The sequence below is a fragment of the Flagellimonas oceani genome (assembly GCF_011068285.1).
GTDB lineage: Bacteria > Bacteroidota > Bacteroidia > Flavobacteriales > Flavobacteriaceae > Flagellimonas > Flagellimonas oceani.
The window spans coordinates 3,241,147-3,266,241 of record NZ_CP049616.1 but is presented as its reverse complement, the minus strand read 5'-3'; the positions used below and the strand labels follow the sequence as shown (position 1 = coordinate 3,266,241).

General features: G+C 43.7%; 23 protein-coding genes. 8 read left to right on the top strand and 15 right to left on the bottom strand.

The annotated features are described in order from the left end of the window. The first annotated feature begins 87 nt into the window (after positions 1–87). A complete protein-coding gene (locus GVT53_RS14800) occupies positions 88–885 on the top strand; it encodes a DNA/RNA non-specific endonuclease (RefSeq protein WP_166249271.1) in 798 nt (265 codons plus the stop codon). Here the strand turns inward: GVT53_RS14800 and rodA are convergent. The 7 genes from rodA to GVT53_RS14765 all read right to left on the bottom strand — a co-directional run bounded on the left by rodA (position 882) and on the right by GVT53_RS14765 (position 8,618). After that, positions 882–2,165: a rod shape-determining protein RodA gene (gene rodA / locus GVT53_RS14795; protein ID WP_166249270.1), complete on the bottom strand. Its 1,284-nt coding sequence runs from the start codon at positions 2,163–2,165 to the stop codon at positions 882–884. The two genes, GVT53_RS14800 and rodA, sit on opposite strands and share 4 nt — an antisense overlap. Continuing rightward, entirely contained in the window at positions 2,155–4,023 is a 1,869-nt protein-coding gene (locus tag GVT53_RS14790; RefSeq protein WP_166249269.1) for a peptidoglycan D,D-transpeptidase FtsI family protein, read from the bottom strand. The genes rodA and GVT53_RS14790 overlap by 11 nt, the downstream gene beginning before the upstream one ends. A gap of 54 nt (positions 4,024–4,077) precedes the next feature. After that, complete coding sequence (locus tag GVT53_RS14785) at positions 4,078–4,584, bottom strand: rod shape-determining protein MreD (protein WP_166249268.1); 507 nt, start codon at positions 4,582–4,584, stop codon at positions 4,078–4,080. Beyond that, positions 4,581–5,393, bottom strand: a complete 813-nt coding sequence (mreC, locus tag GVT53_RS14780; protein ID WP_166249267.1) for a rod shape-determining protein MreC — start codon at positions 5,391–5,393, stop codon at positions 4,581–4,583. The genes GVT53_RS14785 and mreC overlap by 4 nt, the downstream gene beginning before the upstream one ends. Positions 5,394–5,458: 65 nt before the next feature. Continuing rightward, on the bottom strand, positions 5,459–6,487 hold the full coding sequence (locus GVT53_RS14775; RefSeq protein ID WP_166249266.1) for a rod shape-determining protein: 1,029 nt from the start codon (positions 6,485–6,487) through the stop codon (positions 5,459–5,461). Positions 6,488–6,542: 55 nt separating this feature from the next. Then, on the bottom strand, positions 6,543–8,072 hold the full coding sequence (gene purH / locus GVT53_RS14770; protein ID WP_166249265.1) for a bifunctional phosphoribosylaminoimidazolecarboxamide formyltransferase/IMP cyclohydrolase: 1,530 nt from the start codon (positions 8,070–8,072) through the stop codon (positions 6,543–6,545). Between the two features lie 93 nt (positions 8,073–8,165). Further along, positions 8,166–8,618: a GAF domain-containing protein gene (locus GVT53_RS14765; protein WP_166249264.1), complete on the bottom strand. Its 453-nt coding sequence runs from the start codon at positions 8,616–8,618 to the stop codon at positions 8,166–8,168. A gap of 132 nt (positions 8,619–8,750) precedes the next feature. On the opposite strand from GVT53_RS14765, the gene GVT53_RS14760 reads away from it, so the two are divergent. The 4 genes from GVT53_RS14760 to GVT53_RS14745 all read left to right on the top strand — a co-directional run bounded on the left by GVT53_RS14760 (position 8,751) and on the right by GVT53_RS14745 (position 12,588). After that, complete coding sequence (locus tag GVT53_RS14760; protein WP_240905036.1) at positions 8,751–9,161, top strand: HYC_CC_PP family protein; 411 nt, start codon at positions 8,751–8,753, stop codon at positions 9,159–9,161. A gap of 88 nt (positions 9,162–9,249) precedes the next feature. Continuing rightward, positions 9,250–11,484, top strand: coding sequence for a TonB-dependent receptor (locus GVT53_RS14755; protein ID WP_166249263.1), 2,235 nt, complete (start codon positions 9,250–9,252; stop codon positions 11,482–11,484). Between the two features lie 16 nt (positions 11,485–11,500). Continuing rightward, on the top strand, positions 11,501–11,875 hold the full coding sequence (locus GVT53_RS14750; RefSeq protein WP_417940657.1) for a heavy-metal-associated domain-containing protein: 375 nt from the start codon (positions 11,501–11,503) through the stop codon (positions 11,873–11,875). Beyond that, a complete protein-coding gene (locus GVT53_RS14745; protein WP_166249262.1) occupies positions 11,875–12,588 on the top strand; it encodes a heavy-metal-associated domain-containing protein in 714 nt (237 codons plus the stop codon). The genes GVT53_RS14750 and GVT53_RS14745 overlap by 1 nt, the downstream gene beginning before the upstream one ends. Positions 12,589–12,884: 296 nt before the next feature. Here GVT53_RS14745 and groL read toward each other — a convergent pair whose 3' ends face one another. The 7 genes from groL to miaB form a co-directional block, all read right to left on the bottom strand. After that, positions 12,885–14,519 carry a chaperonin GroEL gene (gene groL, locus GVT53_RS14740; RefSeq protein WP_166249261.1) on the bottom strand — a complete coding sequence of 545 codons (1,635 nt, stop codon included), beginning with the start codon at positions 14,517–14,519 and terminating at the stop codon, positions 12,885–12,887. A gap of 21 nt (positions 14,520–14,540) precedes the next feature. Continuing rightward, entirely contained in the window at positions 14,541–14,819 is a 279-nt protein-coding gene (locus tag GVT53_RS14735; protein ID WP_108246930.1) for a co-chaperone GroES, read from the bottom strand. Positions 14,820–14,964: 145 nt separating this feature from the next. Beyond that, a complete protein-coding gene (gene secG / locus GVT53_RS14730; RefSeq protein WP_166249260.1) occupies positions 14,965–15,327 on the bottom strand; it encodes a preprotein translocase subunit SecG in 363 nt (120 codons plus the stop codon). After that, positions 15,324–16,241, bottom strand: a complete 918-nt coding sequence (locus tag GVT53_RS14725; protein WP_166249259.1) for a hypothetical protein — start codon at positions 16,239–16,241, stop codon at positions 15,324–15,326. The genes secG and GVT53_RS14725 overlap by 4 nt, the downstream gene beginning before the upstream one ends. Before the next feature lie 6 nt (positions 16,242–16,247). After that, positions 16,248–16,766 (bottom strand): LptE family protein, encoded by a 519-nt coding sequence (locus GVT53_RS14720; protein WP_166249258.1) that lies wholly within the window; start codon positions 16,764–16,766, stop codon positions 16,248–16,250. A 27-nt stretch (positions 16,767–16,793) separates the two neighbouring features. After that, the gene (locus GVT53_RS14715) at positions 16,794–18,074 is read right to left on the bottom strand and encodes a sigma-54 interaction domain-containing protein (RefSeq protein WP_166249257.1); all 1,281 of its coding nucleotides are present in this window, start codon (positions 18,072–18,074) and stop codon (positions 16,794–16,796) included. 81 nt (positions 18,075–18,155) lie between these two features. Further along, positions 18,156–19,601: a tRNA (N6-isopentenyl adenosine(37)-C2)-methylthiotransferase MiaB gene (gene miaB, locus GVT53_RS14710; protein WP_166250505.1), complete on the bottom strand. Its 1,446-nt coding sequence runs from the start codon at positions 19,599–19,601 to the stop codon at positions 18,156–18,158. Positions 19,602–19,751: 150 nt separating this feature from the next. Between miaB and GVT53_RS14705 the strand changes: the two genes are divergently transcribed. The 3 genes from GVT53_RS14705 to GVT53_RS21165 all read left to right on the top strand — a co-directional run bounded on the left by GVT53_RS14705 (position 19,752) and on the right by GVT53_RS21165 (position 21,802). Next, positions 19,752–20,480, top strand: a complete 729-nt coding sequence (locus GVT53_RS14705; protein ID WP_166249256.1) for a hypothetical protein — start codon at positions 19,752–19,754, stop codon at positions 20,478–20,480. Positions 20,481–20,547: 67 nt separating this feature from the next. Next, the gene (locus tag GVT53_RS14700) at positions 20,548–21,693 is read left to right on the top strand and encodes an LVIVD repeat-containing protein (RefSeq protein ID WP_240905034.1); all 1,146 of its coding nucleotides are present in this window, start codon (positions 20,548–20,550) and stop codon (positions 21,691–21,693) included. Continuing rightward, on the top strand, positions 21,671–21,802 hold the full coding sequence (locus GVT53_RS21165) for a hypothetical protein (RefSeq protein ID WP_258537745.1): 132 nt from the start codon (positions 21,671–21,673) through the stop codon (positions 21,800–21,802). The genes GVT53_RS14700 and GVT53_RS21165 overlap by 23 nt, the downstream gene beginning before the upstream one ends. Before the next feature lie 50 nt (positions 21,803–21,852). Here GVT53_RS21165 and GVT53_RS14695 read toward each other — a convergent pair whose 3' ends face one another. Continuing rightward, the gene (locus GVT53_RS14695) at positions 21,853–24,990 is read right to left on the bottom strand and encodes a WD40/YVTN/BNR-like repeat-containing protein (RefSeq protein ID WP_166249255.1); all 3,138 of its coding nucleotides are present in this window, start codon (positions 24,988–24,990) and stop codon (positions 21,853–21,855) included. Between the last annotated feature and the right edge of the window lie 105 nt (positions 24,991–25,095).

The window sequence follows — 25,095 nt, the reverse complement described above, 5'->3', positions numbered from 1 at the left end:
CAATAAAAAATGTATTCCATGGGGGTTTTATTTTTTTAAGAGGTTATTATTTGCAAAATTGACCCATCAAATCAAATAGTATGATGGATGAGGAACAAGACCCTATATGCAGTTCTGATGTTTGTTTGCATCGTTGGCTTTTGGTTGTTCAATAACTTTTATACCCCAGCAACCTATTCCGGGCCCGACGGGTCGAACAGTAAGAGGGTTGAGGCCAATTTTTTGCCGAGTTCCACGACAGGGGAAATAGTCGGGCACAGTTATTATGTTCTCTCTTATAGCGAACCCCACGAGCAGGCCGAATGGGTGGCATACACTCTAAAACGGGAACATTTGACCTATGATGATAGGAAACGGCCTTATTTTATTGAAGACCCCAAGGTGAGCACAAAATCTGCCGATTGGAGAAATTATCGCGGGTCCGGATATGACAGGGGACATTTGCTGCCTGCCGGTGATCGACGGTTTTCCGAACAGGCCTATAACGAGACCTTTTACACGAGCAATATTAGTCCACAGGATAAATATTTCAATGCGGGCATCTGGAACCGTTTGGAGCAACAGGTGCGCTATTGGTGCAAAAGAAATGGGGAGCTCTTTGTTGTTACCGGTGGCGTTCTGGAAGATGGCCTACCGGAGATAGGGGATGAGGATGTGGATGTGCCGCGGGCTTACTATAAAATTGTGATGAAAGGCTCTGGCGATAATGCAAAGGTGATTGCATTTTTGATTCCGGCCAAGGAGAGCCAACAGCCTTTAGAGGATTTTTTAGTGCCTGTTGATGAGGTTGAAGAAAGAACCGGAATCGATTTTTTTGAAAAACAGTCCAAGGCTTGGCAATCAAAGATAGAGTCCAAGGTGAATGCGGGGGGTTGGAAGTTCTAAATACCGTCCTTCAATCTGTTGGAGTCCAGTTTTAGGAAGATGAACAACAACATCGTGAAGAAAATCAAACCGGAACCACCATAACTAAAAAAGGGCAGGGGAACGCCAATGGTGGGCAAGAGACCGATCACCATTCCAATATTGATGAAGTAGTGGAACACCAAAATGGATATTACACCATAGCCGTACATGCGGCTAAAGTCGCTTTTTTGCCGTTCCGCAATATAAATCAAGCGTAAAAAGAACAGCGAGAACAACAGGATAACCGTCGAAGTTCCCAAAAATCCCCATTCTTCGCCAACCGAACTAAAAATGTAATCGGTGTGCTGCTCTGGAACAAAATCTCCCTTGGTCCGTGTGCCTTCCAAAAACCCTTTTCCCGTAAATCCACCGGATTCAATGGCCTTTTCGGACTGGTAAGTATTGTAACCGATCGTTTTACGGATCTCGTCCAATTTATCCTCATCCTTTTCCAGGCTCAACCAAAGGGCAAAACGGTCTCTGTGGCGTTGTTCAAAAACGTTTTCGAACACAAAATTTACAGATAGGGAAAACAGTATGGAAATTGCAATGACCCCCATAACCGGAAGTAAGGGAATCTTGACGGAAGCTTTTTTAAAGGTATAGACCAGTAAGGTGAGGATGATCAATCCAATTGCGACCCAGACCGTACCAAACATTAAAGTAGTGGCAAACAGTACCACGGCAAAGATGAGGATTCCCAAATAATATATGGGAAATCCTTCCCTAAAGAGCACAAAGAACAGTGAAAAATAAATGAGCGAGCTTCCGGGGTCGGGCTGTGGCAATATCAATAAAGCGGGCAATAGGATGATGACCAATGCGTACAATTGGTGCTTGCGGGTGCGTATATCGGTTTGGATGTCGCTCAAAAATTTGGCCAAGGCCAATGCAGCGCCCACTTTTGCCAGTTCCGAGGGCTGAAGGTTAAAAAAACCAAGGTCGTACCACGAGGTTGCACCTGCAATGGTTTTTCCAAATACAAATAAACCCAATAAGAGCACAATGGATACCAAATAGAAAATAGAGGCAAATCGTTCAAAAAACTGGGATTCCACAAAAAGCACGAATATGATGCCCAATGCGGCAAGACCGATAAAAAAAAACTGTTTTCCGTACAGGGTAGAAAAATCGAATATCGAAGTGTTGGTCTCCCCTACCGAAGTGGAATAAATATTGACCCAGCCAATAAAAACCAAAAGCGCATAGAGGATTACGGTAATCCAATCCAACCTGCCAAACGGCCCTTTACCAGACATACTCGTTTATCTTGAATGGTTCCCCGCTGTATGGTTTGGCGTACTCGTGTTCCAATGTTTTTTCCAGCATGCGTTTTTCCAGATCTGTTCTTGTAATCTCCCCTTTTATATATTTTTCGATCAAAAGTGAAGCGATATGTCCAGCATAGCGTGCTCCGTAATATCCATTTTCAATATAAACGGCCAAAGCAATTTGTGGATTTTCAACAGGGGCGAAAGCGACAAAAACAGAATGGTCCGTCAACTGCATACGCTCTCCATCGACCCGGACATAATTTTCCACTGTACCTGTTTTTCCTGCGATATCAATACCTGGAATTTTTACCCATCTGGCGGTTCCATAGTTGTATACATTGGCCATTCCCTCAATTACCGGGTCAAAATGTTTTCTGTCGATAGTGGTATATCTTGGTTCGGTGTATCTAGGGTCAATTTTTCCATTGTTCCCGATACTTTTAATTACATGCGGGGTATAAAAATATCCGCGGTTGGCAATGGCGGCGGTCATATTGGCCAATTGTAAAGGGGTGGCGGCAATTTCACCTTGTCCAATAGAATTGGAAATAATGGTAGAAGCGGCCCATCTACCGTCTCCATACCATTTGTCGTAATAAGCTACATCTGGTATTCTGCCCGGGGCCCCTGTGGGAAGATCGGTGCCCAGAAAACCACCCAAGCCAAAACTTTTCATATGTTTTTCCCACATCTCCATACCTTCGTCGGTGGTTTCGTATTTATCAAAAATCCGCCTGAAAACCCCAGCAAAATAGGCGTTGCAGGATTGGTAAATCCCGGAGTTCAAATCCCTTACACCTCCACCGCAGTGACATCCCCTGAGCGTGTTGCCTACATAAAAACCGTGGTAGCATTTAAATTTTGTATCGGTATTGATCACGCCTTCTTGAAGACCCACCAATGCGTTTAGGGTTTTGAAAGGAGACCCTGGTGAAGGCTGTGCCAAAATGGAACGGTCCCAAGTGGGCTTGGATATGGTGTCGTAATGTAACTTGCTGTAATTTTTGGAGCGTTCCCTCCCTACCAACAGCGCGGGGTCGTAGGTTGGTCCGGATATCATGGTGAGTATCTCGCCCGTTTTGGGCTCGATGGCCACAATGCCCCCGCGTTTTCCATGCATCAATTTTTCGCCGTACTCTTGGAGGGTCTTGTCCAAGGTAATCTGAATTTCCTTCCCTTGTTTGGGCAATGTATCCAACTTACCATCTTTGTAAGGTCCAATGTCCCTGTTAAAACGGTCTTTTTGAATATGCTTTACCCCTTTTTGTCCTCTCAGGATTTCTTCGTATTGCTGTTCGATTCCTGTTCGCCCCTTTAATTCACCGGCAACGTAATACGGGTTGTTCTTAAGGTCCCATTCGTTGACCTCGCTAATGTAGCCAAGCACATTGGCCGCACTTTTGGTGTTGTAGTAACGCAAGGAACGTTTTTGAATATAAAAGCCATTAAAGTGGCGCATTTTTTCTTGAAGCTTCGCGTAATCCTCTTTGGAAAGCTGGGGCACCAAAACAGATGGCAATCTTGGGGAGTAGATCCTTGCTTTCTCCATTTTGGAAATGAATTCCTCCTTTTCAATGCCCAGTAGGCCACAAAACTCCAAAGTGTCCAATGGTTTAACCTCACGGGGAATCACCATAACATCGTATGCAGGTTGATTGCCCACCAAGAGCTTGCCATTGCGATCATAAATGTAACCCCTTTCAGGATAGTCGTACACTTTTTTTATGGCAGGATCATCCAGTATTTGATCGGGCGAAAAACGGAACAATTGTAAATAGGATAACCTACCAATAAAGGTAAACCCTATGAGCACGACAACGGATGAAAGCAATAATTTCTTCATGATCAACCTAAATTCTTGGGTTTCATTTATATCCCAACGATAAAAAGTACGTTTTTATTCGCTTTTTGGACTAAAAAGTGAACTGAACAATACACAAAGTAGTAAAGTTACGGTGCCTATGGCAAAAACTTTTTTCAAAATTAACAGGATATGGGCGATACTTAAAATTTCAAACGAAAAGAATATCAAATGATGAAAAAATACGAGCATGGCCATAAAGGTAATCCGCTGTACTTTGGTGGTGTTCTTAAAGCTAAAACTTTGAAAATCGTAGTTCACGCCAAAACAAAAACGCATAATGGCCGGACGGGCGTAGGCGATGGTCACCGATGCCAAAGCATTTAGGGCAAGTGTATCGGAAAAAATATCGATGGCCAACCCCAATAAAAAAGCCGTGAGCATAAAAATGGCCCTGTTTCCTTTGATGGGATACCAATAAAAGAAAACGACATACACGAACGGATTGATAAAACCTAAAAAATTCAGGTTGTTGAAGATCAATACCTGTGTGATGACCAACAACACAAAACGTAAAATATTTATGATCAAGGTGTTGTTCATTCTATGGTTCTGGATTCTAGTTCCTCGATTTCCTCTTTGTCCTTGTTCTCGATCAAGTACACATTTTTAATGTTGGCCATGTCCGAAAAAAGTTCCACATCAATATTGTAAAAGCTTTTGGATGCGTTCAGGTCGTATTTTTTAATGGTTCCAATCGGCACGTTTTCTGGAAAAATACTGGACATGCCTCCCGTTACGATGGTATCGCCCACGACCAATGGCACCAAGCGGGGTATGTCTATGAGCTGTACCACCTTATAATTTTTAGTGTCCCAGATCAAGGAACCAAAATATTCGGTACCCTTTATTTTTGCGTTTATGTTGGATTTGGTGTTGAGTACGCTCTGTACCGTGGCAAATTTGTTGGAAACATTTTCCACAATGCCCAAAATACCATCTGTGGTGATCACGCCCATATCTTGATGCACTCCGTCTTTTTCCCCTTTGTCGATCAAAACATAATTTCTGGGGGAGGTAAAACTGTTCTTGATGAGCTTCGCATCCAGAACTTGGTAGACCGCAAGGGTGGAATCCAAGGGCTTAATGCTATCATATTGGCTGTTGAAGAGCATTTTCCGTAATCGTTGATTTTCCTCCACCAATCGTTGGTTTTCTTCTTGCAGGCTAAAATAGGAGGAGACATCGGAACCGGCACCATAAATACTTCCAGAGACCCATCGGGAGGAGTTAAAAAATTTGGATTGGTGGTAGGAATGCGACCGAATCGTCATCACCAAGGCGATAAACGCAAAAAACACATACAAAAATGCATTTCGATAGCGTAAAACAAAATTGATGATGCGTTGCATGCAATCGTAACGTTAAGAAGGTTTTTCAACTCCTTGAAGGTAATGGAACTGCAAGGATTACAGCACTATTTTATTAAAATACTTTTATAGCGTTCCAAGTTTTTAAGCGCAATACCTGTACCTCGAACTACTGCCCTCAAAGGATCTTCGGCAATATATACGGGCAAATCGGTTTTTTGGGAAAGCCTTCTGTCCAACCCTCGAAGCATGGAACCACCACCGGCCAAATAAATACCGGTGTTGTAAATATCGGCAGCCAACTCTGGAGGAGTTTGCGATAGGGTTTCCATAACGGCGTCTTCCACCCGTAAAATACTTTTGTCCAAAGCTTTTGCGATCTCGCGGTAAGAAACTTGCACCTGTTTTGGTTTTCCCGTCAAAAGATCACGGCCCTGAATGGATTTATCATCTGGAGGGGATTTCAAATCCTCGGTGGCCGAACCAATCTCTATTTTGATGGCCTCCGCAGTACTCTCGCCCACGTACAAGTTGTGCTGGGTACGCATATAATAAATAATGTCGTTCGTGAACACATCACCCGCAATTTTTACGGATTTGTCACAAACAATACCGCCAAGAGCAATTACGGCAATCTCCGTAGTACCCCCACCTATGTCCACGATCATGTTTCCTTTCGGCTGCATAATATCCAAACCGATACCAATGGCCGCGGCCATAGGCTCGTGAATAAGATATACTTCTTTGCCGTTTACGCGTTCCGCGGACTCACGCACCGCACGCATTTCCACTTCTGTGATCCCAGATGGAATACAAATGACCATGCGAAGGGCGGGTGGGAACCACTTTTTCTTGAGTGCCGGAATATTTTTGATGAACATGCTGATCATCTTTTCCGAAGCATCAAAATCGGCGATTACCCCATCTTTCAACGGTCGGATGGTTTTGATGTTTTCATGGGTCTTCCCCTGCATCATATTGGCTTCGCGGCCCACCGCGATTATTTTCCCTGATATACGGTCTCTTGCCACAATGGAAGGACTGTCAACCACCACTTTGTCCAAGTGGATGATCAGGGTGTTTGCAGTACCAAGGTCGATGGCTATCTCCTCGGTCATGAAATCAAAAAATCCCATACAAATCGTGTGTTTTTCGGATTAACGGTAAAATTTAACGGCTAAAGTACTAAAATTAATGTTTAAAATGTCGAGTACCTGTCATCACCATCGCCAATCCGTTTTCATTGCAATAATCAATGCTCAATTGGTCCTTGATGGAACCTCCTGGCTGAATCACACTTTTAATGCCCGCTTTGTCCGCAATCTCCACGCAATCGGGGAAGGGGAAGAAGGCATCGCTGGCCATTACGGCACCTTCCAAGTCAAATTCGAAAGACTTTGCTTTATGAATTGCTTGGTTCAAGGCATCCACACGTGAGGTTTGCCCAGTTCCACTGGCGCACAATTGCTTGTTCTTGGCCAAAACAATGGTATTGCTTTTGGTGTGCTTGCACAATTTGGAGGCAAAAATCAAATCTTCAATTTCCGCTGAAGTCGGCTTTTTGTCCGTTACGGGGTTGAGGTCTTCTTTGCTGTCAGTTTTAAAATCTTTGTCCTGAACCAAAACACCGTTCAAGCAAGTTCTGACCAAAGTATCCGGCAAAGCGGTTTCGTTTTGGATCAAAATGATTCTGTTCTTTTTGCCTTTCAGGATTTCCAACGCTTCATCGGAATAGCTCGGAGCAATGACCACTTCGCAGAACAGTTTGTGAATTTCTTCTGCCGTAGGCTTGTCGATTTCAACATTGGAAATCAAAATACCGCCAAATGCCGAAACGGGGTCACCCGCCAAAGCATCCACATACGCTTGATGGATAGTGCTTCGGGTGGCCAAACCACAAGCATTATTGTGTTTTAATATGGCAAAGGTTGGGTCGTCGTTTTTAAATTCACCCATCAAATTTACGGCAGCATCCACATCCAAAAGGTTATTGTATGATAGCTCTTTCCCGTGCAATTTGGAGAACATCGCATCAAAATCGCCGAAGAAGAATCCTCTTTGGTGTGGGTTTTCCCCGTAGCGCAACACCTGACCTTTGGTCTCGCTGATTTTTAAAACAGCTTCTTCATGGTTCTGATTGAAGTAGTTGAAGATGGCCGTATCGTAATGTGATGAAATATTGAAGGCTTTTGTGGCAAAACGTTTGCGGTCTTCCATGGTCGTGGTTCCGTTTCCTTCCGAAATCACGTTCAAAAAGTCCTCGTAATCTTCCATGGACGATACACAGAGCACATCCTTGAAGTTTTTGGCAGCAGCCCTGATCAGGGAAATGCCGCCGATATCGATTTTCTCGATAATATCTTGTTCCGATGCGCCGCTGGCAACGGTTTTTTCAAATGGATATAGGTCCACGATCACAATGTCCAACTGCGGAATATCGAATTCCTTCATTTGGGACACATCGCTATCATTGTCCTGCCTGTTCAAAATTCCTCCAAAAACCTTGGGGTGCAATGTTTTTACGCGGCCGCCCAAAATAGATGGGTAGCTGGTCACATCTTCCACGGGGACGACATCGATGCCCAAATCACGGATAAATTTTTCGGTTCCCCCTGTGGAATAGAGGGTTACACCTAGTTCGTCTAATTTTTTCACGATGGGTTCCAGTCCATCTTTATGAAATACGGAAATTAACGCGGCAGAGGCTTTTTTAGCAGTCATCTTCTGTGTCTTAAAATCAATTTATTAAGGGCACAAAAGTACTTTATTTGTGACTAAAAAGCAGTACGGGTTATCAACAAAATGGGAGAAGTTTTACAGGATCTCCGCCACTTTTTGGTTGATGAATTCCAAAAAACGTTCATCCTCTTCGGTAAATGGATCGGGCGTATTGGAATCGATATCGATTTGACCCACATTTTCCCCATTGATGAACAAAGGAACCACGATCTCTGCTTTTACGGTAATGCTGCAAGCAATGTAATTGTCCTGGGCGGCCACATCGGGCACCACAAAATTCTGATTGCTTACGGCAACCTGACCGCAAATACCTTTGCCGAATGGGATAATGGTATGGTCGGTGGGAGCACCGGCGTAGGGCCCCAATTTCAACTCTTCCTTGTCACCATTTTTAAAATAAAACCCGACCCAATCGTAATATTCGACATTGCTTCGCAAAAGCTCGCAGATTTCGCCCAAACGGGTGTCCACTGATTTGCGGTCGTTTTCTACGATTTCAAGTATCTTGGGTTCCAATGATTTTAACATGAGATAATTTTTTTTGCAAAGGTATTGAATCGGGATTTTGTTCGACAAAAGAAATCAAACTTACAGCACGAAAAGAATAAATTTATGTTAAGCCCGGCCCTTCAACTTGATATTTTGTAATTTTGCTGTTCAATGAAACGGATTTTTCATCAAATACTATCCTTTTTGATGGCCCTTTTGGTCCTGGCCTCCACAGTTTCGTGGACGGTTGACAAGCATTTTTGTATGGGTCGCGTAATGGATATCTCCTTTTTTGCCCATGCCGAAGATTGTGGTATGAAAGCAGGATTGGCATTGATGGAAAATGAAGATTTGAGGAAAAGTTGCTGTGAGGATGAATCCTTTACAATGCAAGGGCAGGATGAACTCAATCTTAGCTGGTCTGATTTGGATTTGGAGCATCAACTGTTTTTGGTGGCTTTTACCAAATCCTATGTTGAGCTTTTTGTTCCGTTGGATGAACTTCCTGTTCCGCACGAACAATATCCACCACCCAAATTGGTCAAGGACATTCAAATTCTGGACCAAGTCTTTTTAATTTGATTTTTTGGATTAGAACCGTAAACCCGTCTCAAGTTTGATTCGGGCAACACCTTTTATTTAAATAATTCTAATTCAAATTATCATTTCAATGCGAAATTTTTTAATCATATTATTTTGCCTTCCGTTTTTGGCGAGTGCCCAAGATACCGTTGAAGGTATGGTGATGGAATCCAACCCCGACAATAAACATTTGGGTCTTCCGGGAGCAAACGTTTATTGGGAAGGTTCCCCAATTGGCACCATGACCAAAGAAGACGGGACTTTTTCCATACCTTATTCCAAAGAATACAACAAGTTGATCATCAGCTTTGTTGGTTTTAAATCGGACACCTTGACCATTGATGAACCCAAGATGGTCCATCATTGGTTAAAGCCTTCCAACGAGTTGGATGAGGTCGTGGTGGAACAGAAAAAAGAAGCGGTTCAAAAAACCTTTTTTTCCGCTCAAAACGTGGTTACCGTAAATAGTGCCGAACTTTTGAAGGCGGCTTGCTGCAACCTTTCGGAAAGTTTTGAGACCAACCCGGCCATCGACGTTAATTTCAATGATGCTTTAACGGGGACCAAGCAAATCGAAATGCTCGGGCTTACCAGTCCCTATCTGTTGATCACACAAGAGAACATTCCTATGGTGCGTGGGGCATCGCAGGCCTTTGGGCTTACGTTTACCCCGGGCACTTGGGTGGAGAGCATTCAGATTACAAAAGGGGCCGGGAGTGTCGTTAATGGCTACGAAAGTATCTCGGGACAAATCAATACGGAGCTTCAAAAGCCGCTCACCGATGCGCCCATTTTTGTGAATGGTTACGCAAATCTCAACGGGAGGTTGGAGTTGAACACCCATTTAAATACTAAGCTGTCCGATAAATGGAGCACGGGTCTATTTGTTCACGGGAACCGCAGGGATTCCGAAGTGGACAACAACGACGACAATTTTTTGGATATGCCTTTGTCCAATCAGGTAAATATAATGAACCGTTGGCAATATCAAAACCCTGAAACCGGATGGGTCAGTTTTTTCAACGTACGCTATTTGAATGATGAAAAGCAAGTGGGAGAGACAGGCTTCAACCCGGAAACAGATAAATTTACCACCAATGCTTGGGGGAGTGAAATCGACACGGAACGGTTTGATGGTTCTGTGAAACTTGGCTATGTATTCCCCGATTTACCGTTCCAGAGTTTTGGTTTTCAGGCATCCTACAGTCATCATGCGCAAGATTCGTACTTTGGGTTCAACACCTATGATATTGATCACGAAAGCGTCTATTCCAACCTTTTGTTCAATTCGATCATAGGGAATACCAAACATAAGTTCAAGACAGGGATATCCTTTGCCTATGACGGTTACGATGAGTTGGTCAATGGAACCATCTTTACGAGGTCGGACAGGTCGGCAGGAGCATTTTTTGAATATAGTTACACCAATTTGGAGAAGTTGAGTCTTACCGCAGGTGCCCGTTTCGATACCCACAATCGTTTGGGTAATTTCTTCACTCCTCGATTGCACCTTCGCTATACCCCTTGGGAAAACGGAAGTTTCCGTGGCTCTTTTGGATTGGGTAGGAGAGCGGCCAATATTTTTGCTGAAAACCAACGGATGTTTGCTTCTTCCAGGACCATACAATTAAATGGCAACGGAGGAAACATTTATGGTTTCGATGCAGAAAAAGCGGTAAATTATGGGGTCAGTTTTATTCAAAAGTTTAAGTTGTTTGATAGACCTGGTGATTTCAGTGTTGATTTTTACCGCACCGATTTCGAAAATCAAATTGTGGTGGATTGGGAAAATCCTCGGGAAGTTGTGTTTTCCAATTTGGATGGGGATAGTTATGCCAACAGCTTGCAGGTGGAACTGAATCATAGGGTCCTGCCCAATGTGGAAGTACGCACCGCCTATAAATTTTACGATGTAAAAACGGAATATCAAACCGGATTGCTCCAAAAGCCTTTGCAGGCCAAGCATCGTTTTTTCACCAACATCGGGTACAATACGGAGCCCAAAGAAAATGGTGCCCAATGGCGATTCGATTATACCTTCAATCTATTGGGGGAACAGCGATTGCCGAGCACTGCTGCCAACCCTGCCGAATATCGATTGGGGGACTTTGCAGATGGCTATAGTTTGATGAACACCCAGATTACCAAAGTGTTCTCCAACAAGTTCGAAGTTTATGTTGGAGGGGAGAATTTGACTAATTTTAGACAATATAACGCCGTTTTGGGCGCGGATGACCCGTTTGGCGATTATTTTGATACGACCATTGTATACGCACCAATTTTCGGAAGAATGCTCTATATGGGCTTTAGATTTAAAATTTAACTTATTAAAAATTCATATGATGATAAAAAGAATAGCAATACTCGCAGTTATGTTCGTTTCCGTAGTGGGAATGGCACAGGACAAAAACAAAAAAATGACCTTTGAGGTGGATGGCAAATGCGAAATGTGCAAAATGCGCATCGAGAAAGCCGCTTTGGGTGTAACGGGCGTTAAATATGCGACTTGGGACATTCCTACCCATCAATTGTCCTTGGTTATGGATGAAGGGAAGACCAATTCAATGGAAATTAAATCGGCCATTGCAGCAGTAGGACATGATACCAAAGAGCTAAAAGCTACCCAAGAAGCCTACGATGCCGTGCATCCGTGTTGTAAATACAGAGAGGACAATACAGATGATAGCGCCAACCACAAAAAGGACAATCGCTAATGCAACATACATATTCCATAGAGGGAATGACTTGTGGCGGTTGTGCTTCTTCAGTGGAGGAGCAACTGGCCAAAGTGGATGGAGTGCAAGATGTGCAGGTAAACTTGGAAAAGGCGGAAGCAAACATAACCATGTCCCAGCACATCTCCTTGGAAAAATTAAAAGCAGCGCTTTCCGAAAAATATACCATCGGGACCAAGGAAGAGCATCGTGTGCAGGCAAACGTACCTGCTGAAAAATCAAAATTTGAACAGTTGAAACCTCTTTTTTTGATATTCGGGTATTTATTTGCCGCAGCTTTGCTGTTGAATTACCGTGACTGGGATTATGCCAGTGCAATGCTGGATTTTATGGGGCTTTTTTATATCGTGTTCAGCTTTTTTAAATTTTTGGATTTGAAAGGTTTTCCGCAAAGTTTTAGCATGTACGATCCATTGGCCAAAGCAGTTCCAGTTTATGGTAAGATCTATCCATTTTTGGAACTTGCCCTGGGCTTGCTTTTTTTGATGAGGTTCCAAATACCCTTGGCTTTGATTTTAACCATTGTTATTTTGGGTATTACCACGTATGGGGTCACCAAGTCCCTGCTGGATAAAAAGAGCATCCGTTGTGCCTGTTTGGGGACAGCTCTGAACCTGCCCATGACCGAGGCTACTTTTATCGAAAATGCCATTATGTTGGTGATGGCGCTGCTTATGCTTTTTCTGTTTTGAGATGAACGTTTTTTATTTTAGTTAATTTTTAGCCAAATAAAATCTACGGATTCAAATCTGAAATACATTTACTTCAGTTTTTAATTTATTGACTGATGAAACAAGCAAAGTCAAACGGAAAGTCATCTCCTGCAAAAGCTGTAAAACCAGCTGCAAAGAAGACTGCCCAAGCTACTGGTAAGAAGAAGTAACTTGTGGTCTTGGTTCTCACGGAGAGCCTTACAAACTTAAGAGAAAAGAAAACGCCCCGATGCAAATCGGGGCGTTCCTATTTTTAATCCGAATAAGATTGTTTGTTACATCATGCCTGGCATGCCGCCGCCACCTCCCATTGGAGGCATTGATGGGGCATCTTCCTTAATGTCGGTCAATGCACATTCTGTGGTCAAGATCATTCCTGAAACAGAAGCTGCGTTCTCCAAGGCAATACGGGTCACTTTTTTAGGATCAATGATTCCTGTTTTAAGCATATCCACATATTGGTCGGACTTGGCATCATAACCAAAGTCTTTTTTACCTTCAAGTACTTTGGCGATGACTACGGAACCTTCGCCACCTGCATTCTCCACGATGGTTCGCAAAGGAGCTTCGATGGCCTTGGCCACGATCTGTACACCTGTTGTTTCGTCCAAAGAGTCGGTTGCCAATTTTTCAAGCACTTTTTTCGCTCTTACCAAGGCAACGCCACCACCGGCAACAATACCTTCTTCAACAGCGGCACGGGTTGCGTGCAAGGCATCGTCCACACGGTCTTTTTTCTCTTTCATTTCTACTTCAGAAGCTGCACCTACGTAAAGTACGGCAACACCACCGGCCAATTTGGCCAAACGTTCCTGAAGTTTTTCTTTATCATAATCAGATGTCGTAGTCTCGATTTGAGCTTTAATCTGGTTCACTCTCGCTTTGATGTCGGAAGCATTTCCGCTACCGTTCACGATAGTTGTGTTGTCCTTATCGATGGTCACGGTCTCAGCAGTACCCAACATATCCAAAGAAGCATTTTCCAAAGAGAAACCTCTTTCTTCAGAGATTACGGTACCACCGGTCAAGATAGCAATGTCTTCCAACATAGCTTTTCTTCTGTCACCGAAACCTGGAGCTTTTACAGCGGCAATCTTAAGCCCACCTCTCAATTTATTCACTACCAATGTAGCCAAGGCTTGGCCCTCTACGTCTTCGGCAATGATCAAAAGAGGTCTTCCTGATTGTGCTACCGGCTCAAGGATAGGAAGGATTTCCTGAAGGTTCGAAATTTTCTTGTCGAAAAGAAGAATGTAAGGATTCTCCAAATCGGCGATCATTTTATCCGTGTCGGTCACAAAGTAAGGGGAAAGGTATCCTCTGTCGAACTGCATACCTTCCACTACGTCAACGTAAGTATCGGTACCTTTGGCTTCTTCCACAGTGATTACGCCCTCTTTTCCAACTTTGGCGAATGCTTTGGCGATCAAATCACCGATAGCGTCGTCGTTGTTGGCGGAAATAGAGGCAACTTGTTTGATCTTATCAGAGTCATTGCCCACTTTTTTGGCCTGTTTTTCCAAATCGGCCACCAAAGCTTCAACAGCTTTGTCGATACCGCGTTTCAAATCCATTGGATTTGCTCCGGCAGCAACGTTTTTAAGACCTTCTTTTACGATGGCCTGTGCCAATACGGTGGCGGTAGTGGTACCATCACCGGCTTGATCGTTGGTTTTGGAAGCAACTTCCTTCACCATTTGCGCACCCATATCTTCCAGTGCGTCTTCCAATTCGATTTCTTTTGCTACAGATACACCATCTTTGGTTACTTGTGGTGCTCCAAATGATTTGCTGATGATAACGTTTCTACCTTTTGGTCCCAAGGTCACTTTTACTGCCTCGGCCAACTTGTCAACGCCTCTTTTCAGTCCGTCACGTGCATCTATGTCAAACTTAATATCTTTTGCCATTTCTTTCTAGTTGATTTTTAGTTATACAATTGCCAAAATATCGCTTTCGCGCATCATCAAATAGTCGGTGCCATCGAACTTAAGCTCGGTACCGGCATATTTTCCATAAAGAACGGTATCACCTACTTTAACGGTCACTTTTTCGTCCTTGGTTCCAGGTCCAACGGCCACAACGGTTCCTTTTTGCGGTTTTTCTTTTGCGTTGTCCGGGATGATGATACCGGAGGCAGTTTTGGTCTCGGCCTGTAGCGGCTCGATCAAAACCCTGTCTGCCAATGGTTTGATATTAATTTTAGCCATATTTTAATTTTTAGGTGTTTGTTTTAAAAATTCTTGAAGATAAGTGACAGAAATTGTGCCAATGCACAAAAACTGACATTCTGTAAAACAAAAATGCCAGCTTGTCATTTCAAACTGGCATTTTTCTATGCTTTGTCACTTCGTATTATCCAATAGTGTCTACTGGACTTGTAGTGTTGGCCGGTGGAAGTTGCTCTGGTACTTCCTCTGGAACCGTTTCTGGTATTTCGGTATCGTCGCCTTGGAGTATTTTGGAATCTGCTTGACTGTAGTTTCCTTTAAGTGAAACATTGGAAAGCAATATCAAAACAATCAATAAGGTGGCAAGGGTCCAAGTACTCTTATCCAAAAAGTCCCCGGTTTTCTTTACACCACCAACAACTTGGTTGCCACTTCCTCCGAAGGAAGAGGACAATCCACCTCCTTTAGGATTCTGGACCATAATGACCAAGACCAACAAAAGGCACACGATAATGATCAGTACCAAAAAAATTGTAAACGTGCTCATTTCTTATCTTTTTCTTTCTGCAGCTTCTTCACCGCCTGAATTTGATCTGCAAAGAAACCACTTTTTTCTGGATATTTCAAACTCAATATTTTAAACGCTTGTATGGCTTTTTTATACTTTTTCTGTTCCAAATAAACCTTGGCCAAAGTCTCCGTCATCAATTCATTTTTGTCGATTTTTGTCGACTCTTTTATATTGATTTTTGGGTTGGATTCCTTTGGAACTATCTTGGGGTTGTTCTCGATGAACTTGTCCAAGAGGTCAAATTTCTTCTTCCGCTCCAATTCATCCAGTACATCTTCGTCCCGATTCTCATTGACCGTATCTTGCTGCTCAACGGTTTCATCGTGGGCGGTTGTCAACTGGAGCCACTCGGTAAAGGAGTGTTTTTCTTTTTTTGTGAACGGAATGGGTTTGCCCAAGTTTAAATTGCCATCCGGTCGGTTTTTGGGCTCTTCAATTTTATCGGCTTCTTTTTGAGGGACCTTGGATTCAAAAAGTTTTGGGTTTAAAATCTGCTCGGCATCGGTCAAATTTTGGGGCAGGGCGGGCTCATTGGATTCGGTGAGCATGCTTGCCGTATTTGGATTGGGCTTGATCTCTTCCGAAACAGCTTCTTGGTCCTCGAGCTTGGAGCCCCTACCGGCAATAGCGTCCGCAATATTGTTCTGAACAAACTCTTTGGAGGTGATGTAATCGAAAAGTACGTCCCTGTCCGCGGTGTGTGCGGCGGTCACTTTTAAGGCGTTGTTGTATTTATAGCTGTCCAGATTTTTTAGTCCCTTTAAATGCAAGGCACGTGCAGCCTGAAAATAGGGGTATTCCTCAATAATATCCTCCAGCTCCCTCGTTTGTTTGGGAGACAGAATGGTATTTGAGTTTTGTAGAATATGTATAAAATCTGAAACGTTCATAAATTATTACCAGTTCCCCAAGGAGGCATTAAAAATGTCCTGGGTAAGTCGTTCAAAAATTTCCTCGTGCGCAGCGGCCTGTACAGATGGTAGAGGGGCGGCGGCATCAAAATCGTAAAAGAAGGAAAACCGTTTTTCAAAATCGGAATCCTCTTTTGTTGTATTAAAGAACCTAACATTTACGCTTATCGTAAGTCGGTTTTGTGCTGTACGTTGGTCGGCAGTGGCCGTCATGGGAATCACTTTGTATTCTACAATTTCGCCTTCGTACACCAGATCACCGTTGCTTCCAGTAAGGGAAAGGCTGGTAAGGTTGTTGATCATATCCTGGAGCGCCAAGGTAAAATCCCTACCCAACCCCGGTACAATTACCGAGCCCGGCGTTTGATCGGCATAGTTCTGGAAAAAATTGACCTGAAAACTTTGTGCGGTACCGATATCGGCGCCGGAAAAGTTATAGGCTCCACAACTTTGTAGAAAGAGTGCTATCCCCAGCAATCCGATCTTTGTCCTATTTTTTTTCATTATTGTCATCAAGCGTTTATGTATAAATTAAAGATCGTACTGCTTTATTTTTCTGTAGAGCGTTCTTTCCGAAATACCGAGTTCGGCTGCTGCCGCTTTGCGTTTTCCTTTGTTGCGCTCCAACGATTTTTTGATCAATTCGATTTCCTTTTCCTGTAAAGATAGGGTTTCTTCTTCTTCGATTTCTTCTGCGAAATGATATCTATCTTCCGGGGGCAACTGGGACGGGGCCGGAGGTGTTGGTTCCAAAACTGGTTCTGGCAAATGCAGCAATTCGGCAGGTGTTTCTTCGTGCTCTATTTCTTCTTCTTGCTCTTGATTGCCATAAATTTTACGGATCAGTCCTTCGTTTTCCCGTTGCACTTTATTGGAATCATTGTCCTTCAACAGTTCCAAAGTGAGTTTTTTGAGGTCGTTCAGGTCTCCTTTCATATCAAAGAGCACTTTGTACAAAATCTCCCGCTCGTTGCTAAAATCCCCTTCTTTTTTGGACTGGCCCACAACGGCAGGTAAATTGGAACCGGTGGAATTGGGAAGGTAGCTGTTCAACGTTGAAGCGGTGATGTTCCTATTTTCTTCCAGAACAGATACTTGTTCCGCTATGTTTCTTAGCTGACGGATATTTCCGGGCCAACGGTATTTCAACAACAGGTTTACCGCATCGTCCTCCAACCGAATGGTGGGCATTTTGTACTTCTGACCAAAATCCGAAGCAAACTTTCTGAACAGCAGATGGATATCGTCCCTTCTATCGCGGAGCGGGGGCAAATTGATTTCGACCGTGCTCAAACGGTAATAAAGGTCTTCACGAAATTTTTCTTTTTCAATGGCCTCGAACATGTTCACATTGGTAGCGGCCACGATCCGAACATTGGTTTTTTGTACTTGGGATGACCCAACTTTTAGGAATTCTCCATTTTCGAGTACCCTTAGCAAACGTACTTGTGTGGTCAACGGAAGTTCCCCTACCTCGTCCAAGAAGATGGTCCCGCCATCGGCAACCTCAAAGTAACCGCTTCTGGTCTGTGTGGCACCTGTAAAGGCACCTTTTTCGTGCCCGAACAATTCACTGTCTATGGTTCCCTCGGGAATGGCACCGCAGTTTACCGCAATGTATTTGGCATGTTTTCGGTGCGAGAGCGAGTGGATGATCTTTGGGATGGATTCCTTTCCCACACCACTTTCTCCCGTCACCAATACCGAAATATCGGTGGGGGCTACCTGAATCGCTTTTTCTATTGCCCGGTTGAGCTTTACATCGTTTCCGATAAGCTCGAACCGTTGTTTTATGGATTGTACACTTTCCATATATTGTTATTCCTGCGAATACAGGAATCTTTTTTTAATTCGGCATTGTGCTTCGGCATCCGAACACAATGCAAAAGATTACTAATTGTTTTCTGAATACCCGACTGCTTCTCCGATAAGGGTGGCCGAGGTGCATTCGTTGATTTTTACATTGACAAAATCGCCCACTTTGTAGTGTTCTTTGGGGAAAACGGCTACTGTGTTCTGTGAATTTCGTCCCATCCAATGGGCGTCCGATTTTTTGGATGTTCCCTCAATCAAGATTTCCTCCGTTTTTCCGACATGTTGTTGTGTACGGTAATGACTGTGTTTTTGCTGTAGGTCGATGATTTCTGTCAGCCTCCTTTTTTTGATCGCTTCGGGAACGTCGTCATCCATTTTACGCTCTGCCAATGTGCCGGGACGTTCGGAATAGGCAAACATGAATCCAAAATCGTACTTCACATATTCCATCAAACTTAGGGTATCCTGATGGTCTTCTTCGGTTTCCGTAGGGAAGCCGGTTATCATATCCTGACTGATGGCACAATCGGGAATTATTTTTTTGATGTTATCGATCAATTCAAAATATTCCTCACGGGTGTGCAAACGGTTCATTGCCTTTAAAATACGGTTGCTTCCGCTTTGTACGGGCAGGTGAATGTACTTGCAAATATTTCTGTACTTGGCCATGGCCTCGATGACGTCCAAGGTCATATCCTGGGGGTTGGATGTGGAGAAACGGATGCGCATTTTTGGCTGTGCCTGTGCTACCAGTTCCAACAGTCCGGCAAAGTTCACGGAAGTTGCTTTTTGCATGTCCGAAGCTTTGTCAAAATCCTTTTTCAATCCGCCACCGTACCAAAGGTAACTGTCCACATTCTGTCCCAATAAGGTGATTTCTTTGAAGCCTCTTTCCCATAAATCGTTCACTTCTTCCAAAATGGATTGTGGGTCGCGGCTACGTTCCCTTCCTCTTGTAAATGGAACCACGCAGAACGTGCACATATTGTCGCAGCCTCGGGTAATGGAGACAAATGCGGAGACTCCGTTGGTGTTCAATCGAACGGGGGCCACATCGCCATAGGTTTCATCTTTGGAGAGAATAACGTTCACGGCGTTCCTACCTTCGTCAATTTCTTGGATAAGGTTGGGCAGGTCCTTGTAGGCATCGGGTCCTACGACCATGTCCACGATTTTCTCTTCTTCCAGGAACTTGCTTTTCAAACGTTCGGCCATGCACCCCAGAACACCTACTTTCATGTTGGGCTTGGTTCGCTTTACGGCATTGAACTTTTCCAAACGTTTGCGCACCGTTTGTTCGGCCTTTTCCCGAATGGAACAGGTGTTCACCAAAACCAAATCTGCATCGTTCAGGTCCTGGGTGGTATTGAAACCCTCTTTTGCCAAAATCGATGCAACGATTTCGCTATCCGAAAAGTTCATTTGGCAACCGTAGCTTTCTATGTAGAGCTTTCGGCCGTTCTTTTCGTTGCTTTCCAGCGATAGGGTGCTTCCCTGTTGGCTTTCGTCTATTATCTTTTCCACGCTATTTTCCTCTATCATAAATGTTTCAATGGGGTGCAAAGATAATGCTTATTACAGTTTAGTGACAATTTGGCAGTATTTTTTAATAATATATTGCGATATCCCCTGTTAGTATTACCTTCAAACCAAAATATAACTCAAACTATTATAATGAATTTCACTAACCTGTCCGAAAGAATCAAACAAAGTGCACCTATAGAGTTCGGGTCTGTTTTTAATGACTCTTTTGAGCTCTTTAAAAAGGTATGGTTGCAAGGTTTTATCACACTTGTTTTGACATTTGCAGGGATACTCCCTTTATATCTCTTGATTTACTTGCCGATGATTGCCATGGGCATTAGCGACCCCGATGTGTTCGACCAACAGGAAATGCCACCGGCTATAGGGGGATTGATGATTTTGATAATGCCAATTTTTATGATCGGGGTAATGACGGTGGCCATTTGTTTGAACGCTGCTTTTTTACGGATTTGTAGAAAATATGACCTGAACGAATCCGGGAAGGACGACTACTTTTATTATTTTAAAAAGGATTATTTGGCAAAGGCCTTGGTTCTTTCCTTGATCATGGTAGGTCTTACCTTTTTGGGTGTTTTGGCCTGTGGTTTGGGAATCATCTATTTAATGGTGCCCATGTCCTTGTTTCCCGCATTTTTTGCTTTTGACAAGGAACTTACCGCTTTGGAAATCGTGAAAGCTGGATTTGCCCTTGGCAACAAAAACTGGTTGATGATTTTTCTTTTAATAGTTGTGGCCGGATTGGTCGGTCAACTTGGAGCGATCCTGTGCTTGGTCGGGATATTGTTCACGGCCATGTTCAGTAAAATACCAATTTACTTTATTCATAAAGATACCGTGGGCATTTCGATGGATGTATAATTTTTTTTGCGTAACCGCGCAACGTAATGCCTTGGTTTGCATCTAGGTAAGTAAAACACAAACCGCTATGAAAACCAAGGTCCTCTTACTTTTATGCATCAATTTTTTGTTGTTCACCTCTTGCTCCGATGATGATGCCAACGGCAAATTTGAGGAATATTTAGTGGCCCGTCCTTTGACAATGAGCCGGGCCGAGTTTGCCAACAGTGTTGATATTATCGCTCCTCGCCCCGTAGAGGAATCGGGCAAAGTTTATACGTATCAAGATTATATCTTCATCAATGATAAGTATAAAGGGGTGCATGTCATAGACAATAGCAATCCGAACCAACCCGTTAAGGTGGCCTTTATTCAGATTCCCGGGAATGTGGATATTTCCGTCAAGAACGATTATCTATTTGCCGACAGTTTAATGGATTTGGTGGTGCTGGATATTTCCGACCTGGAGAACATCACCATAGTAAATAGATTGGAAGATGTACTGCAAAGCTATGTGGCCGCTCCATTTGAGGCCGATTTGGTGGATTATGGCGACTACGGTTACAATGATGAGGAAATTTTGATCGGATGGGAAATGGTTTCAGAGCGATTGACATCGGAACAGTACCAATCACGTTTCGGGGATTTTGGGATTGCTTTTGCCGAAGCAGCGAACGATGCCAGTGGGGGAACTGGTCAGGGCGGTTCGTTGGCAAGGTTCAAAATTGTGGAAGATTATTTGTACGCTGTAGATAGTCACAACATCAACATCTTTAACATTTCTGATTTGGACAATCCACAGGTTTTGGATGATGTTTATGCAGGTTTTGATATTGAGACCATTTTTAATCGCGACAATTATCTGTTTTTGGGCAGCATGAGGGGTATGTACATTTATGATATTTCATCTCCTGCCACGCCTACATTGGTCTCGGAATTTGAACATGGCACGGCCTGCGACCCTGTTGTGGTAGATGGTGATTATGCCTACGTAACCTTAAGGGGCGGAAATATGTGCGGTGCTACCGAGAGCGGCTTGTTCATTGTGGATATTTCAGATATTGAAAACCCGGAGTTGGCCATTTCCTACCCGATGGACGGACCTTATGGTTTGGGAATCAAGGATGAAAAAATATTTATCTGCGATGGGGAATCGGGCCTAAAGGTTTATGATAAGACCGATATAAATGATTTAATTGAACTGAACCATTTTGAAGACATCGTCCACCTATGATGTGATTCCTATGGAAAATCATCTGATCATGGTCGGTGATGGCATACTCTACCAATATGAGTATCAGAATGATGGAATAAAATTAATGAGTCAGATAGGTCTTGATTAAATAAAAAAGCGCCCTTTTTTGAGGGCGCTTCTATTTTTAAACCATCCGTTTTACTGCGTGGAGATCAATTTAATCTGGTTTTGCTCCACTTTTTGGTTGATCATGTTGGCTTGCTTCTCAACCAGAGAATTTAGATCATTGATCTCTTTGTCCAATTCCTTGGTGAGTTCTACAAAAAACTCTTGGGCCTGTTGGGTGGGTTTTTGATCTCCGCGTTGCGAGTCTACCATTAAAAATGCCATCCTATTATTTATTCGGATACCATAGTTCAAAGGATCCTGCCTACTTTGGTTTTTCGTCATGTGGATGTTGTTCTCGATAACGGAAAGTTCCTTTTCAAAATCCTTGGCCATTTTCTGGATTTCGGGATTGCCCTTGGTCTTTTGCATTAAATAGTCCAAGTCCTTTTTAATGTTCCCAATGTTTATAATGGCATTGTTGGCACGGGAAACTTGGTCACGTACTTTCATCACAAAATCAAACTGATCCTGAAAATCTTTTTGGCTCAACGATACCCTTGGGTCCTTTACAATGGTGAACATCTGTTCCATAGAGTTTCCGTTCACGGTGAGCCTTGCTTTATAATTTCCGGGCACGGCCTTTGGGCCTATGTTGGGTGATGAGTAAAATACCATTCCCTTGAATTCTTGGTAACCCGGATACCTCATGTTCCAGATAAATCGGTTGCCTCCTTCGGTCACTTCCAATTTTTGTGTTGAGGCTGGGTCCAATCTATCAGGTGTTGCATGATTGGAAAAGGTTTGAATGACGCTGCCGTCTGCTTCCAAGATTTCCATGGTGATGGTATCGGTTTCCTTCAAACTTTTTAAATAATAGTTGATGATGGCACCATCGGGATGGTTTTCGCCCACCAACTTGGTGTTGGGTTCTTGCCAAGAGCGGTCTTGGTGCATTCTATAGGCCATATCGGGTTTGTACAGATAAAAGTCGCTATTGGCAACCTCTTCGGACAATTGATGTAATGGGGTTAAATCATCTATCATCCAAAAACTTCTTCCATGTGTGGCTACGATCAAATCGTTGTCCCGCACATGAAGGTCGCGTATGGCAGTAATGGGCAAATTCAACTGGAATGGTTCCCAGTTTTTGCCATCGTCAAAAGAAATATACATGCCCCATTCGGTGCCGGCATACAGCAGGCCTTTGCGAACTTTATCGGTACGAACCACCCGAGTGTAATAATTCTCTTTGATGCCATCAGTGATCAGTTGCCATGTTTTTCCGTAATCTTCTGTTTTGTACAAGTAAGGGGTGTAGTCGCCAAATTTGTAGGATGTTGCGGCAACGTACACGGTTCCTTTATCAAACGGACTGGCATCTATCGAGTTGATCATATTCAATTTTGGGGACATGGATGACGGGGGCGTTACATCTTCCCATGTGGTGCCATTATCTCGCGTTACATGAATCAATCCATCATCACTACCTGTCCAAATCACCCCTTTTTCCAGGATGGATTCCGTAATCACAAAAACATTGGAATAGAATTCCGCTCCCGTGTTGTCCTGTGTAATGGGGCCGCCCGATGATTCAATGGTTTCAGGGATGCCCCTTGCCAATTCCGGGGATATGGTTTTCCATGATTGACCTCCATCGGTGGTGGCGTGCAGATAATTGGAACCTGCATAAAGTACATTGGAATCATGTCTGCTAAAGGTCAAGGGATAATTCCAATTAAAGCGGTATTTCATGACCTCCGCGCCGGAACCGGCCGGGTTGTCGGGCCACACGTTTGTGGAAGTGGTTTGTCCGGTCGTATGGTCCAAACGGTTCATATATCCTTTATAGGTGCCCCCATACACTATTTGGTTGTTTTTTGGGTCGGGTGCCAAGTGGGCACTTTCCCCGCCCGCAGTGGGTTCCCAATCATCTTCGGTAATGGCGTCGCCCGAAGAACGGTGCGAAATGCGCAAAGCGGTATTGTCCTGTTGCGCCCCATAGATTCTGTAAGGGAAAATACTATCTGTTGCAATGCGATAAAATTGCATGGTGGGCTGGTTATAGTAGGTGGTCCAGTTATTACCGCCATCGTTGGATATTTGTGCACCGCCATCATCGGCAATGATCATTCTTTGATTGTTGTTGGGGTCTATCCACAGATCATGGTGGTCGCTATGTCCAGCTGTTTTAAGAGTGAATGTGTTCCCGCCATCAGTGGATACGCCGTAGCTAACGTTCATCACCCAAACTTTGTCCTTGTTCTGGGTATCGGCATAAATTCTACTGTAGTACCAAGCACGTTGTCTTAATCCACGGTTCTCATTTACTTTTTTCCATGTTGTTCCACCGTCATCCGAACGGAAAACACCACCATTTTCGGCTTCGATAATGGCCCAGACCCGATCGGAATCCAAAGGAGAAATGGCAATGCCCACGATTCCCCATGGAAAACCGGGCAAACCGGAATTTTCTGAAATATCTTTCCAAGTATCGCCTCCGTCAGTACTTTTGAACATTTTACTGTCAGGGCCGCCACTATCCATTCGATAGCCGTTTCGTTTCATTTCCCAAGTGGCCGCATATAGGATTCTGCTGTTGTTGGGATCCATGATCAAATCTCCGGCACCGGCCTTGTCGCTTACGTACAAAATCTTTTCCCAATTTTTTCCGCCATCGGTAGAGCGGAAAACCCCACGGGTCTCATTGGGTTTCCACAGGTTTCCAATGGCGGCGACATACACAAGGTCGGGGTTTTTGGGGTGTATGCCGATACGGGCAATATGTTCGGAGTCTTTGAGTCCGATGAATTCCCAGGTCTCACCGGCGTCCATACTTTTCCAAAGTCCTTTCCCCGAAGAAACATTTCCCCGAAGTGTTTGTTCCCCTTCACCTACATATATAATGTTCGGGTCGGATTCCGCGACCGCAACGGCTCCGATGGAACCGCCAAAATATCCATCGGAAATACATTCCCAAGAATTACCGGCATCGGTGGTCTTCCACATACCTCCACCGGCGGTGCCCATATAATATAGGTTGGGGTCGTTGGCGACGCCTGCAACGGTGCCGGCGCGTCCACCTCTGTGCGGCCCCACCATGCGGTATTCCATCCCGTTATAAAGGGACTCTTTAAATTGTGGTGGATTTTCTTTGTTCTTTTTTCGCTGTGCGTTCGAAGGATAAAAACATAGTACGGCTAGTACCATGATCAAGTAGCGGTTGGTCATTTTTAATTGAGTATTGAGTTAGTTTCACTAAAAATAACAATTATTTCAACCATACTTATCAGTGAATCAGCATTAATGAAGGTTTAGTGGTTTTAAAGTTCTTTT